Annotated in this window: 9 protein-coding genes; 3 read left to right on the top strand and 6 right to left on the bottom strand. The window is 44.1% G+C overall.

Translation table 11 applies throughout. The annotated features are described in order from the left end of the window. Positions 1 to 57: 57 nt before the first annotated feature. The 3 genes from M2273_RS21130 to M2273_RS21140 all read left to right on the top strand — a co-directional run bounded on the left by M2273_RS21130 (position 58) and on the right by M2273_RS21140 (position 5077). Positions 58 to 1173 (top strand): acyltransferase family protein, encoded by a 1116-nt coding sequence (locus M2273_RS21130; RefSeq protein WP_429399757.1) that lies wholly within the window; start codon positions 58 to 60, stop codon positions 1171 to 1173. A gap of 119 nt (positions 1174 to 1292) precedes the next feature. Continuing rightward, a complete protein-coding gene (locus M2273_RS21135; RefSeq protein WP_429399758.1) occupies positions 1293 to 2615 on the top strand; it encodes a glycoside hydrolase family 71/99-like protein in 1323 nt (440 codons plus the stop codon). A 200-nt stretch (positions 2616 to 2815) separates the two neighbouring features. Further along, a complete protein-coding gene (locus M2273_RS21140) occupies positions 2816 to 5077 on the top strand; it encodes a glycoside hydrolase family 3 N-terminal domain-containing protein (RefSeq protein ID WP_429399759.1) in 2262 nt (753 codons plus the stop codon). 616 nt (positions 5078 to 5693) lie between these two features. Here the strand turns inward: M2273_RS21140 and M2273_RS21145 are convergent. Genes M2273_RS21145 through M2273_RS21170 form a run of 6 tightly spaced genes read right to left on the bottom strand, consistent with a single transcriptional unit; the run spans position 5694 to position 14976 of the window. Next, on the bottom strand, positions 5694 to 6992 hold the full coding sequence (locus M2273_RS21145) for a glycoside hydrolase family 71/99-like protein (RefSeq protein ID WP_429399760.1): 1299 nt from the start codon (positions 6990 to 6992) through the stop codon (positions 5694 to 5696). A 42-nt stretch (positions 6993 to 7034) separates the two neighbouring features. Beyond that, complete coding sequence (locus M2273_RS21150) at positions 7035 to 8018, bottom strand: family 43 glycosylhydrolase (RefSeq protein ID WP_429399761.1); 984 nt, start codon at positions 8016 to 8018, stop codon at positions 7035 to 7037. Between the two features lie 60 nt (positions 8019 to 8078). Continuing rightward, positions 8079 to 9224, bottom strand: coding sequence for a hypothetical protein (locus M2273_RS21155; protein ID WP_429399762.1), 1146 nt, complete (start codon positions 9222 to 9224; stop codon positions 8079 to 8081). 20 nt (positions 9225 to 9244) lie between these two features. Continuing rightward, a complete protein-coding gene (locus M2273_RS21160) occupies positions 9245 to 9949 on the bottom strand; it encodes a DUF3823 domain-containing protein (RefSeq protein ID WP_429399763.1) in 705 nt (234 codons plus the stop codon). 18 nt (positions 9950 to 9967) lie between these two features. Continuing rightward, complete coding sequence (locus M2273_RS21165) at positions 9968 to 11824, bottom strand: RagB/SusD family nutrient uptake outer membrane protein (RefSeq protein ID WP_429399764.1); 1857 nt, start codon at positions 11822 to 11824, stop codon at positions 9968 to 9970. 11 nt (positions 11825 to 11835) lie between these two features. Then, complete coding sequence (locus tag M2273_RS21170) at positions 11836 to 14976, bottom strand: SusC/RagA family TonB-linked outer membrane protein (protein ID WP_429399765.1); 3141 nt, start codon at positions 14974 to 14976, stop codon at positions 11836 to 11838. Between the last annotated feature and the right edge of the window lie 322 nt (positions 14977 to 15298).

Below are 15298 nucleotides of genomic sequence, written 5' to 3' on the forward strand. Positions count from 1 at the left end.
TGCGTAGCCCCAACGTATTATTGTACTATCAGCTTTAGCCTGATAAAATAGAAACCCATGAACACGAACAAACTAAGCCCCGATATTCTAAAAACTAAACAGCATTTTGAAATTCTTGATGGATTGAGGGGGGTAGCGGCTTTGGCGGTCGTAGTTTTTCATTTCATGGAAGTGGCTTACACAGATTATAGCAAAGATTTCATCGGGCATGGTTTTTTAGCGGTCGACTTTTTCTTCTGCTTATCCGGATTTGTTATCGGATACGCTTATGACGACCGTATCGGAAAAATGGGGATTGCAGAGTTTTTTAAATCAAGGATGATCAGACTGCATCCATTGGTTATTTTGGGTTCGGTATTAGGCTTATTAACTTTTCTTTTTGATCCCTTTGGCGGTCACCCGGAATTATTAGGGGCCGGCAAGATTATTTTAATATTTCTGAGCTCCATTCTGCTTATTCCCTACCCGGCCATGACAGAGCGTTATTTTAATTTGTTCAGTTTTAACGCCCCTGCGTGGTCGTTATTCTGGGAGTATGTTGCCAATATTGTATATGCTTTTATTCTGTACAAAATTAGCCGCCGCTATTTGCTTTTATTAACCATACTTTCAGCAGCAGCGCTTTGCTTTGTTGGCTATCGTGCCGGGAATTTAATGGGCGGATGGGGCGGAGATAGCTTTTGGGATGGCAGTGTCCGTATTTCCTTTTCATTTTTAGCAGGATTGCTTATTTATCGTTCAAACTGGATCATTAAAACAAGGCTGGGTTTTATCGGCCTGGCGGTATTGCTGGCATTATCATTTATAATGCCCTTTTCAAAATGGAACTGGCTTACCGAGCCGCTGGTTATAATAGTATATTTTCCATTGCTCATTGCATTGGGGGCAGGCGCTACATTAACAGCCGGGTTTAAAAAACTTTGTGTGTTTTCCGGGAAGATATCCTATCCATTATATATGACCCATTATGCAGTAATATGGATGTTTGCCAATTATTACAATAGTCACAAACCCGGAACAGTCCAGCTATCTTTTATTATCATATTGTCAGTAATTCTTTTGATTGGCTTTGCTTATTTGATCATGGTTATTTATGATATTCCTGTCCGAAGGTATTTAACCAATAAAAGGAAACAAGTGTTACGATCTATCCCTCATGACTCGTTGAAATGACATGGTTTTTGATTGATTTTTTATTCAATCACCAAACACGTTACTGAATTAATGATTTGTTAAGAATTAATTAAGCGCCGGCAGCAAATTTGGATTTTATAACCATTTATTATAAATCCATGTCCGAAAATTTAATGTTATCCACGGGGCCATATCACTATAGCCGAGATTGTAAACAAAAACACCTGTTAACCTTACTATTGCTCCTGCTATGCGCCGTGAGCTATGGCCAATCACTGCATAGTAAAACGTCGGTATTTAAAAGTTATAAGGGGTTGGTAATGGCCGGTTACCAGGGCTGGTTCAACGCGCCAGATGATGGCGCCAGCCGGGGTTGGAACCACTATAATTCGCATGGAAAGTTTGAGCCGGGCAGCACCAATATTGATGTGTGGCCCGATGTAAGCGAATATGAAAAAATCTATAAAACCACCTTTAAACATGCCGACAGCAGCTATGCCTACGTGTACAGTTCGCATGATGCTTCATCAACCGATACGCACTTTAAATGGATGCAGCAATATGGTATTGACGGTGTATTTGTACAACGTTTTATAGCCGATGTGCAAAGAGGGCGCGGTCGTGCCCACAACGATGTGGTTTTGGGTAATGTGCTAAGGTCATCGCAAAAGTATCACCGGGCTGTTGCGCTGATGTATGACCTGTCGGGCATGAGGGCCGGTGGCGATTCGGTGGTAATAAAAGACTGGAAGCATTTGGTTGACAGTTTGAAATTAACAAACCAGGGTAACAAGCAAACGTATTTATACCATAACGGTAAACCCCTTGTAGCCATATGGGGTGTGGGTTTTAATGACAACCGCAAATACGGCTTAAACGAAGCAGAAAAGATCATTGATTTTTTAAAGAACGATCCTGTTTATGGCGGCTGTTCCATTTTGCTGGGCGTACCCACCTACTGGCGCGATTTTGGGAATGATACCGAAAAAGACCCGCACCTGCATGATGTACTGCGCAAGGCTGATATTATACATCCCTGGTTTGTGGGCCGGTATAATGAAACATCGTACCCTCAGTTTCAACACCGTATAGCCGATGACATTGCCTGGTGCAAAGCCAACAAACTTGATTATGTGCCGGTAGTTTTTCCGGGCTTTAGCTGGCATAACATGAACCCACGGAGCACGCAAAATCAAATTCCGCGTAACCGGGGGCAGTTTTACTGGAAACAACTGTACGGAGCCATAAACAGCGGTGCCGAAATGCTGTACGTAGCCATGTTTGATGAGGTTGATGAAGGAACCGCCATACTTAAGGCCTCCAAAAATCCACCGGTAGGGCTAAGCAATTTTGTGAAGTTTGAGGACGATATCCCCAATGATTATTACTTGTATTTAACAGGTTATGCCGCCAGGATGCTCAAAAAACAAATACCGTTGCAGCAGTATGTGCCGTTGCCTGTTCGTATCAGCAAAAAATAAAAAGATAGGCATCTTGTGCCCTGATAACGCCCTGGCCAATCCGGTTGGTAAAACGATTTTAGTAAAAAATTGAGCAACTTATCATCATTATACATGGCTGTTAATGTTTTATTAATTTCTTATTATTTGCCGGGCATAGTTTCGTCTTTAACATCAAATAAGTGATGTGAAATTTTTAAAACCTAATAATACCGTATTTTATGAAGAAAAAGTACGCCGGTGCGCTGGCTATTTTAATAACTGCTTTTTGCTCTTTTGAATCGTCTAAGCCCGCTGTCAAATATCCTTATCAGAATGCTTCACTATCCGTTGAAAAGCGCGTTGCCGATCTTTTAAGCCGTATGACCACTGCCGAAAAAATAAGGCAGCTGGATATGTACAGTGGTCATGAAGTGGCCAATATGAAGGGGCATGAGGCAGCGTCATATTCAGACAGTGCCAGGATAAGCATCGGTACCGAAGGCATTGGTTCGGTACATGACCTGTACCCTTTAACAGCTGATATCAGTAACCAGATACAACGGTATGCCGTAGAGCATACCCGGCTGGGCATACCCGTATTATTTATTGAGGAGGGGCTGCACGGATACTCCGGGTTTGGCAGCACTACGTTCCCTATACCATTGGCTTTGGCTGGTGCCTGGGATACCGCGATGGTGCATAAAACCGGGCGTATCATAGCCACCGAAATGCGGGCGCATGGGGTCGCCATGGTGTTAGGCCCTGTGCTTTGCCTCCCCCGCGACCCACGCTGGGGCCGTGTGGAAGAAACCTATGGCGAAGACCCTTACCTGGCTGCCGCAAATGGTGTTGCCATGGTAAAAGGTTTGCAGGGCAGCAAACTAAGCAACCCTGATGCTGTGTTGGCCGAACCTAAACACTTTGCCGTTCATGGTATACCCGAAGCCGGGAGTAATATGGCCCCGGTAAACATGGGCGAGCGGGAAGCGCGTTCCTCATTTTTATACGTGTTTGAAAAAGCGATTAAAGAGGGTGGCGCACTGGGTATGATGGCCGCCTATAGCGAGCTTGATGGTATACCTTGTGTTGATAATAAATGGTTGCTGAAGGATGTGCTGCGTAAAGAATGGGGTTTTAAAGGTTTTGTACTGTCTGATCTGGGGGCGATAAAGATGTCGTTAACAACACATAAGGTTGCGGCCAACCCGGCCGATGCGCTGGCACAAACGCTTACCGCCGGATTGGATATGCAGTTTTATGACTTTCCGCATGATGTGTTTTTGAATGCCATTACCCAGGCGCTCAAAAGCAAGCAATTGCCCATGAGCGAACTTGACCGGGCCGTAGCTAACATACTACGGGTTAAATTTATGCTGGGACTGTTTGATCATCCTTATATTGATCAATCATTGCTTAAAAAGGTATTTCATACGGAGGAGAGCCGGCAGGTTGCCCTTAAAGCCGCACAGGAGGGGATAAGCCTGTTAAAAAACGAAAACTCGTTGTTGCCGCTTGGTCCGGGTGTGCACTCGGTAGCGGTTGTTGGTCCGCTGGCTGCCAGTACTTATTTGGGAGGATATGCCAATAGTGAAGGTAAAGGTGTAGCCATTGTTGACGCGTTACGGCAAAAAGCAGGAAACGATATGAAAATAGCTTATGAAACCGGCTATTCGGCTGATACATCGGCAGCAAAACAAAATGACGAATTACAAAAAGCGGTAAGCCTGGTTAACCAATCAGATGTGGCGGTGGTAGTGCTGGGCGAAGATATTAAAGAGGTAGGTGAAGGTAAGGACAGATCAGATCTGGAACTTAATCAAAAACAAACGCGGTTGATTGAGGCTGTTCAAAAAACAGGCAAGCCCATTGTAGTTGTGCTTTTTAACGGTCGCCCGTTATGTATAAATTGGGTGGCCAAAAAGATCCCCGCTATTGTAGAGTCATGGTTTTTAGGTGAAACCGGCGGACTGGCCATTGCCGATGTTTTGCTGGGCAAAGTTAACCCTTCGGGCAAATTACCCATCACCTTCCCGCGATCTGTTGGGCAGCTGCCTTATTATTATGATCATAAACCCACCTCCAGGCACGTGTATGTTGACCAAGATACCTCGGCACTGTTCCCTTTTGGGCATGGGTTAAGCTATACCAGTTTCCAGTATTCAAATTTAACTATTACACCCGCGCGCATCCCGCTCAATGGCTCGGTTAATGTCAGCGTTACCGTAAAAAATACAGGCAAGGTGGATGGTACCGAGGTGGTGCAGTTATATATACGTGATGTAATAGCCAGTGTTACCACACCGGTAAAATCATTAAAAGGCTTTAACCGCATCAGCCTGAAACCCGGCGAAAGCGGCAAAGTGCGGTTTAAACTAAATCATGAAGAACTGATGCTTTGGAATCGGCAAATGAAGCAGGTTGTTGAGCCCGGTGAATTTAAGGTGATGGTTGGCAGCTCGTCTGAAGATATCAGGCAAAGAGGAAGTTTTTGGGTGAAATAAGTAGATGTGCAGGTGTGCAGATTTCAGATGTGCAGATGAGTGAAGTTTCGAATCCTGTGATCCTTTAATCAGGTAAACAAGGTTCAGACATAAGATATTCTGGAGTAATTAAACGTTATCCGGGATTTAGTTGATGTTACCTGATGGTAACCGATGTGCCCGGGGTGAGAGCCGGGCACATTATTTTATATTAAATTAATCTTGCGCTTGTCACAGGTGTTTATAAATAAAAAGGAAAGCGGAGGGTGTGCGATTCCTTCCTTGGGGAAGGGGAGGTAGGGGTTTATACGCTATAAGTGTATTTCAATCGGTTGTAGAACAAAAACGGCATGTCATTTCGAACGATAGTGAGAAATCTTGTACGACTTTTCATGCGAACTTGTATGGTGTAGAAGATTTCTCTTTCGCGCCTCCCTCATTCCCTTCTCTGGCTCAATCGAAATGACATTAAAAAAAATATGTAAACAAGGTAGCCCGAGGGGGGGAATTAGTGCTGAGATTATAATCATTCCAACATCTGTCCTCTGCCGACAAGTGCAAGTAACAGTCACATAGCCACAAAGCCCCGGATCAATCATCCGGGGCCTGTGTAATTCAAGGTATAGCAGGGCTGCGATTAAGGTTTGGGTACAGTTGGACGTACCGTTGTGAGGGCGATTGTTCCTTTAAACATCTTGCCCCCGTCGCCGGTTAACCTCAGGTAATAATCGGCAGAGCAGGCTGTGCCATCCTCATCCAGCGATTTAAAGTTAGATCCTGCCGGAACAAAGGCTTGAGTTTCCGCAGTCTTGGCAATCTGGTTGCTTTCATTATATTCATCAAACATGGAGATATAAATGCCTTGTGCACCAACCCTTTTCATATTGTAAAATTGCCTCCACATGAAATCGCCATGAGCTCTTTGGTGTGCACCTAAATCGCCAGGCAAAACACAGGGCTGGTAATCAATACCATTAGCATTACAAAAAGCCTGATCAGGCACGTTGATGGTGTTGTAAAAATTGTCCGATTCGATGACGTTACCTATACGGCCTACCATCCAGGGCGATAGCATATCAAAAGCTTTATAGGTGTTTAGGAAGCCTGCCCTGGAATCGCTTTCTTCTTTGCGCCAATGGGTAGGCACGCCGCCTATAACATAACATCCCTTGCTTTTAAACCAATTGATCACATCAAGGCAAGCTGCTGCCGAAAAATTGTGGTTATCATCATTAAAACCAAAACCCCAGATACACACTACAGGTTTGCCGTTTTGTTTGGCATAAACAGGTGACGCAGTAAGCGCCGACATCTTGTTGGTCCAGTCGGCCTCCATTTCTGTCGCCATGTTTGTCCAGCCGCTTACATCATACATAATGTAAAATTTCACGCCATTTTTTTCGGCGGCGATCTTTACCTTGGCTGCCATAGCATCGCGCACGGGACCTTCCAGACCGCTGGGATTAAAACGCTGTAAAGCAGCCCCATCAATACCATAATCCTTCATCCACTTAAACTGTACATCAACTGTTTGATCAGTATATGACGAAAATACCCGCGCTTCACTACCATTGTTAAGATTAGGATAGTCGGTTTTAAAGGTGGTGGTATAATCACGTACATCAGGCCATGCATATATAGCCGTATTGGTTGGTGAAGGTGGTTTTTCCCATATGTTTGACCAATGCCAAAACCTGTCTATCGGCGAGCCGTCGCCTATGGCCGCAAACCAGCCCTGGTAACCAACAACTACCTTACCCACCACATCGCCCGGGGGCGAAGGGGTAATATCAATAGGGTTTTTAGGCGGGGGGACGACCACCGGTGGGGGAGGATTATTATCTGCCGACTTTTTTGAGCAGCTGCTTATAGAGCAACTGCTTACAATAGCCAATAAGGTTATTAAACTTAAGGCTCCGAATTTATTTTTGCTCATCGTTTAGGTTTTAATGTGGGGTATAATAACATGGTGAGTTGCTTACTTTTTAATACGCTCTGTTGGTATCACTTTTTTAATGGTGCCATCGGCATTATAATACAGTTTATCCACACAAACTGATCTGAGCCAATCCTCGTGCGAAAGTGCACTGGTATGATAAAACGAGTACCATTGGCCTTTAAACTGCACAATAGAACCGTGGTTGGTAAAGCTGTCGGTTGGGTCCATATAAATGCCCTGGTAGGTCCACGGTCCCAGCGGACTTTTGCTGGTAGCATAATTCATTTGGTTATGTTTACCGGCAACGTCATGATTGTCTGAATATGACAGGTAATAGATACCGTTCCTTTTGTGTACCCAGCTGGCTTCGTGAAAGTCTTTAAGCCCTTCCATAGGTTTCATTTCACCATCAATTTCCACCATATTATCTTTAAGCTTACCGCCTTTGCAGGTGCCGCCCCCGCCATAATAAAAATAAGCCTGTCCGTCATCGTCAACAAAAACGCAGGGATCAATCATTGGTTCCAGGCCTTTTATATAGCCCTGTGATGTAAAACCGCTTGCAGGGCTTTTGCTGGTGGCCACGCCAATTTTCCAGCTGCTGTTCCACTTGGTATCGCTGGGGTGAGGGAAGTAAAAGTAATAAGTGCCGTTTTTATAGGCACAATCAGGCGCCCACATAAAGCCGCCTTCGGGCCTGCCCCATGAAACCTGGCTGGCACGCAGTATCTCGCCATGATCTTTCCAGTGCACCATATCATCGGTCGAAAAAACATGGTACTGGTCCATCAGGTCGCATCCGCGTGCGGGGGCAATATCATGCGATGCATACACGTACAACCGGCCATCGGCCCATACGTGTGCCGACGGGTCGGCAGTGTACATGGAAGTGATGAACGGGTTACCGGGAGCGGGGCTTTCAGTAGTTTTTTCCTGGGCTTTAGAGCAACTTATATGCAATGCGAATAAACCGGCCAGCACTGCTTTACCTGCAAATACTTTTAACATTTTTTTTATGGTCATATACTATTTGTTTTTAAATACCGGCGGTGTTTCTCTCCGCCGGTATTATATTAAAGGTTATTATTTTGATATAAACTTCAGGTCGTCAATGCCGGTAATAAGATCGGCGTGATCTTTCCCGGTTGTGAAGAAGAAGATGCGGAAGTGATTGATCGCTGCATAATCGGCTCCTCCATCGCCTGTTTTGTTGGCTTTGTCAAAATCGAGCGTTATCAGATTCCATCCATTTTTCAAGGATGGTATAAGCGGGGCCACATCCCAGGCCGATTCGTGATCATCTGATTTTCCAGAGCTGGTGATCTCAATAGATCCATCATTTTTAAGTTGTGAAACATCCGATACATACCACCAGAACTGGAACCTGCCGGTAGTTTCGGTAAAGGATGTATTAACCGGTGCAGCCACATCTTTTATAAACTGCATAAAATCGTTGCCGTTTGTAATGGTGTTTTTGAGATAACCTGCGCCTTCTTTTTGGCCGGTTGTAGCAATGTTAGGATCCCCTACGGTTTGCCACCCATCCTTTGCGTCGGCATTGTCAAACTCAACCGGTGGTGGCGCAGGTGCGGCCCTGAATACAAAGTCGTCTACTCCGGTCACCAGATCGGCATGATCTTTAGTTTTGGTAAAGAAAAATAAACGGAAGTGGTTTATGGCCGAATAATCTGCCCCGCCATCTCCTGTTTTTATGGCTGTGCTAAAATTAAGCGATACCTCGTTCCAGCCATTTTTTAAGGTTGGTATTAACGGCGCTACATCCCAGGCCGACTCAAAGGCATCCGACTTTCCTGAACTTGTGATCTCGATAGAGCCATCAGCTTTAAGCAGGGACACATCCGATATATACCACCAGAACTTAAACTGTCCATTAGTTTCATTAAGTTTTGTATCAAGTGGTGTTGGCAAATCCTTAATGAACTGCATAAAATCGGAACCATTAGCTATCGTGTTTTTGAGATAGCCGGTTCCTTCTTTCTGGCCGGTTGTAGCAATATTAGGATCGCCTACGGTTTGCCATCCATCCTTTGCGTCGGCATTGTCAAACACTACAAGCGTGGGGTCAACAGCCGGCGGGGCAACAGTGTCAACAGGCGGCGGTTTAAGGCCCGAAGTATCACGTGAGGTATATACTTGTTTTTTACAGGCAGTTATTGCCAGGCCTATCATGAAGATGGAACATACCATCATTGTTTTAATGAATTTCATTTTCCTTTTGATTAGGTTAATTATTTAGGAATATCTACCTGTATTATTTCCGAAAAATTGGAACTGTTGAAACTATCGCTTAAACGTACTCCGGCTCGTACAAAAAATGTGCGGCCGGGAATAAGGTTAGGAATAGTTAAGGTTATCGTTTTTTCGGCAGCTGTCATGTCTGTAAACTGTTTATTGATAGCTATTAAATTTAGGTCCGAAAAGTCTCTTATTGACGCTCCGGTACCTACCAGTTTGGTTGTGTTTACATAGGGCTGTACATCCTTAATAGTTGGCAAACCGGCGGCAACAGGCGCGGTAATATCAAACTTTAAGGTTAAGGTAGTGCCGGTTAAACTTGAGGTGAAGTTTTTAATGACGATATAAGGTGTAACGGTAAAATCATGTTTACTGTCCTGATCAATATTTACCACTACCGTATCTGTAACAGGCCAAAAAGCGCCTCCCGTAGGTACAACCTTATAGCCCCCTTTAAACAGCTTGGTATCCTCAAATGTGCCGTCAAATTTACTTGGGATAGTTTGCGGAGCGGTCCAGCCTATTTGCTGAAGCCTAATCTGGGTGCTATTGCCAGAGGTTGGTAAATTGCCACCCTCAGAGGAAATTATATTGCCTTGCAGAGAGGCATTCGGTCCGTCATAATTGTCTGTTTTTGTGCATGCAGAACTGGCCAGTATAACTACGCCCACCAAAATTCTGCCGATCAATTTTTTCATAACTTAAATTTTAAATTCTTAATAATTAGGATTATTAGGGAGCAGGTTAGGGTTCTTTCCAATTTCGCCACCTGGAATTCCCTCATAATAAAATTGCTTCTGGAAAGTATATTCCCTGTTAAACAGCTCGGTTTCGGCAAGGAAAATGTATTTATTTTCATTAAACACGTAATACGGCATCAGCCCTTTAAAATGCGCGCGATCCAACACTACATCAGCAATGCGCCATCTTTTTAAATCCCAGTAGTACTGGTTTTCAAATGCAAGCTCCATGCGCCTTTCTTTTCGAACTTTATCCAGATCAATAGAAGCGTAAGGTGTTGCGCCAGCCCTTGTCCTGATCTGGTTAATGGAAGTTAATGCGTCAGACGGGTTACCTAATTCCATAGCAGCTTCTGCACGGTTCAATAATATTTCACCATAACGCATATCTATCCATGGCTGCTCGCTTCTGTACAGGTCAACACTTGCCTGGGGTTTATTGTAGTCGACATATTTGCGTACATAAAAACCGGTGCGGGTTAACTCGTCGCCGCCGGTCCATGGACCTGTAAAGCCTATCACCTGTTTGCCCTGGTACAAAGTTTTTGTATCGCCTGCAAGTATGTAGGAGCGTGAGTTTGGTTGTTTGGCAACCTCTGCAGCAGCCGTGCCGCTAAAAGAAGGATAGATACCTCTTTGCATATCAAAGGTGAGCCCTCTTAAAGTTGCACCGGGGAAATAAACTGTAGCCAGCAGCCTGGGTTCAAGTCCCTGCATTATTTCTGCGCGGTTATTGAAACGTTTTGGCGTACCGTCATCATTGGTTATAGGCAAATTTCCCCATAGTTGTACCAGATCCAGCGTTGGGTATGCACGTGAGAGCGCATTGGCTGTCATGTAGCGTGGCGACATGGTTGCATCCCAGCTATGGGCGGTATTATTAGCAATGGAATACTGTTTGATGAAAATATTTTCAGGGCTTCCGGCCTTTAAAAACAGGTCGGCATAGTTCTGTACCTTGTCTGAGTTGGCATTGTAAAGCGAATAATGACCTTCCAATAATTTGGCGGCATCATATGCAGCCTTGAAATAGGTAGCCGCCTTGCTGGCCGGGATACCTACTAAACCTAATGAACGTGCCTGCCCGTCAACAAAGTTTACTGAGCCGTATTTAGCAACACACGCTGCATACAGCAATGCTCTTGATTTTAAAGCGGCTGCAGCGTATTTGTTAGCCCTGCCGGCATCACCTGACTCTGGCATCATTTGGAAACCCAGATCAAGCTCTGCTCCAATAAAATCCCATGTAGCCTCTTCTTTATCGCGGTGTACCTGGAGTGTTGACAGCGGTGCGCCGGGATCTTGCGGAACGGTTACGAGAGGAACGCCGCCATAACGCTTGGCCAAACCAAAATAATAGTATGCCCTTAAAAAATGGGCTTCGCCCAAAAGCGCGTTTACGGTTGGCTGGGTGAGTGCTGCAACGTGCTTAGGTAATTCGGCTATCAGCGTATTTACATTCCTGATATCGCCATAAGGCCAGTAACCAAAGCCGTTACCAATATCCATGCCACCGAAGGGGCCTACTTCTTCGCCGATAACAGAGGCCGAGGTATAAAAATTCATCCAGGGGTTACCGGGGTTAAAACCTGGGTGATTATAAACAACACCATTTACGTTTACATCCTCACCGCCATCTGGCCTGTACTTAAAATCCTCGATAGGTAAATTTCTGTATATGGTTGCTAAAAATGACCTGACACCAGCCTCGCTGCTGTATATCACTTCGGGGGTAACTATATTGGTTGGAGGAATATTTAACTTCTGGCAGGAAGTTACCGAGGCCCCTACACCTATAGATATCGCTATAATTAATTTATGTATACTTTTCATTTGTCAATAGATTAAAAGGAAACGTTAGCTCCCAGATTAAAAGTCCTGTTCATTGGATAGGTGTATCCGCCTAAAGCTCTGCCGAAATCACCGTTATCTCTTGGGTTAGGGCCCTGGTGCTCTGGATCGTAATTCTTTAATCCCGTGAATGTTAACAGATTGTAGCTGTTTACATATACCCTGAGTTTTTTAACGCCGATGCTTTTCAAAACTGACGGAGATAAGGTGTAACCTAATTCAAGGGTTTTTACACGCAGGTAGCTCGCATTTTGTATAGCTTTTGTACCCTTTGCTATCGGCGAACCCATGGCAGGGTAAAATCCCGGTACCCATTGGGTGTTGGGGTCAAAAACGTTGGCATAAGGATCGGCTGTATGCCAGCTGTCAAGGAAGCGGGTTAACGCGCTTCTGTTATACATTAGCGGTTCTGCAAATTGCTCGCCGTATTGTACATAAACACCGGCAGCGCCCTGTAAAAGCATGTTCATATCAAACCCTTTATAACTTAAGCCAATAGTTAAGCCATAGTTGTATAAGGGAATATCGGTAGTCGCGATAGGGTGATCATCCTTGCCATCAATAACACCGTCATTGTTCCAGTCCTTGTAATAATAGTCGCCAGGCACCACATTGTTATTGCCGCCGCCTGTGTTAACACCATAATTGTATATCTGGTTATAGTTGGTGAACTGTCCGGCATATTCGGGGCCCCACCAAACATTCTGATACCTGTTGGTTTGGTTCTCTTTCCAGTTTGAATATTCGTTGCCTGATGTGCCGCGAAGTACATTTAGATTTTTTAAGCGGGTAGTACCTATGTTACCGGTAAGGTTTAAACCAACCTGGCCAAAGGTGTTTCTGTACGATAAGCTAAAATCCAAACCCTGCACCCTGTCGCTGTTATAATTGATCTGCGGTACGGCTGCACCCACAGTTCCAGGTAGGGCTACCGAAGGTTGGGCTGGTAATCCTGTTCTGTCGTTTCTGAAAACTTCTATAGTACCATCTACTTTTCCGCCAAATAAGCTAAAATCCATAGCTATGTTCTTGATGGTATTTACAGACCATGTTAAACCCGGGTTACCCAATTTGGGGGCCGATCCGTTTACCGCTCCGGCGCCAAAAATATAGCTGTTTATAGGGTAGGTATAACCGTTAACATAATTGAATGCAGGTGCATTTGCCTCATCACCTGTTTGTCCGTAAGAGGCCCTCAGCTTTAAGTTAGACACGATGTTTTCGGAGATCAGGTTGCGGAAAAAGCTTTCTTTAGATATAACCCAGCCTACTGATCCGCCCGGGAAAAAGCCCCATTGATCGGGCCCCGGCTGATACAGGTTATTACCGTCGCGACGGAAGCTGAACTCCGCAAGGTATTTGCCTTTAAAATCGTAATTGAACCTGCCTATGATGCTTCTGTGCGCACGATCCTGCAAAGCACCGGCGTCCATACCGCCCGCCATATTTGAGTTTTGCAAGCCCCCGAATAAATAATCTACAGGAATCTCAGTATCCCGGTAAGCATTAAAATTATCGGCAGTTTCATGGCTTTGCTCATAGGTAACCATAGCCGTTATATTATGGTTCTCTAAAAATGTATGCGCATAATTTAATGTTAACTGGCTTAAGGTATTTAAGTGGGTATAGTATTGACGTGTTATGCCCGAGGGTAAATTTACCACACTTGGTATATACGAATCGTCATCGGCCTTGTAAGTATATAAGGTATATGATCTTTTTATCTGGTTATTGTCGGTAACGCCATAATCAATGTTAAACAAAGCCTTGGCACTCAATCCCGTTACGCCGGGTATATCATACTGTAAATTTAACTGGCTGGTAATGTTTTTATTCCTGTACCTCTTGAAGCCTACTTTGTCGGCATCGGTTACGATAGAAGGGTTCATGTTATCATCCATTACAGCAGGGTATAATGGATTGTCATTAGCATATATCTGTTTTGTAGGTATCTGGTTCCAGGTATACTTATAAACGGTCCATTCATCGGTAAAAGGCTGGTTTTTCTCATCCATCCAGGCCGATGTTAATACCTGTGCCCTTAATCCTTTTGTTATGTTAGCAGTAACATTTGAGCGGAAATTATATTTGTTATAATTTAAATCTCCGGTTTTAAAAACACCGTCCTGCTTTTGATAACCAAAGTTGAAGAAATAGCTTATTTTCTCAGTCCCCCCATCAATATTTAAATTGTGCTGTATCTGGGTTGCTGTTTTCTTGAAAACCAGACTTGACCAGTCGGCCGATTTGTAAGTGCCATCAATCCAGGGTTTCATATCGGCGTATGAAAACTGCGGGGTTATATTGTTCACAAAATTATTGGCGAAATCGCGTTTAACTTTCTCGTTTGTTAACATCATAAAATCTACAGCGTTTACACCCTGGGGCATCCCTAAAAAAGTTTGGATGGCATCGTTTACCGAATAATTGATGTTGATCTTTCCGTTTTTTGATCCTTTTTTAGTGGTGATCAAAATAGCACCACCGGCGGCCCTCATACCATATATGGATGCGGCAGCGTCTTTCAGCACTGAAATGCTTTCAATTTCATTCGGGTCCATACGGCCTATGGTCGACTGGTCGCCGCCAATTACACCATCAATTACAATTAATGGCGAGCCCTGATACCCCCTGATATTTAAATTATTAGCGTATGATCCCGGTTCGGCGGTTGTTTGAACTATACGTACGCCTGGTATTTTACCGGTTAGCATGTTCACAACACTTTCATTTTTTGTTGTGGTGATTTCCTTACTTTGAAGTGTTGATATAGAACCGGTTATGGTTGCCCTTTTTTGTACACCATAACCTACAACCACTACCTCATCAAGGCTTTTATTGGTGGTTTTTAAAGCTATCGTACCATCTTTAATGTCTTTAACGGCAATTTCCTGGGTTACATAGCCAATGTATGATAGTTGTAAAATGGCATTGGGGCCGGGTACGGTAAGCTGGAACTTTCCGGCCACATCGGTAATGGCGCCGGTGGTGGTTCCTTTAATTTTTACACTTACCCCCGGAAGTGTAGACCCATCAGTTAAGTCTATAACTTTTCCGCCGATGGTGGTTTGCTGGGCGAGCAAACTGAGCGGGAAAAGAAAAATTATTATAAGTAAGTATCTAAGTTTTTTCATACTGTTTCTCTTTAATGATTAAGTTTAATTAGTTGGTTACCTGGTTAGGTAAATAGTAGGTGCGTTGCAGCAGCATACCTACGGAGGGTAAGGGTGATAATGGTACATGGTTTTGCTCGGTTGATTTGGTACACTAACCAATGCCAATGGGCGGAAAAGAGATAGTGTATCGGTTTATAATTGAATACAAAACAATAGCGGAGAATTAATAAAAGATAAATAATTGATTAATTTGAGGCATTAAGAAGGTCAAAACACAAACTTTTTCGCAATCGATTGCTTTTTATTGCCGTTGGGCGAAAATAAATTCATTATCAGGTGA

It is taken from the genome of Mucilaginibacter lappiensis (genome assembly GCF_050433765.1).
Taxonomy (GTDB): domain Bacteria; phylum Bacteroidota; class Bacteroidia; order Sphingobacteriales; family Sphingobacteriaceae; genus Mucilaginibacter; species Mucilaginibacter lappiensis_A.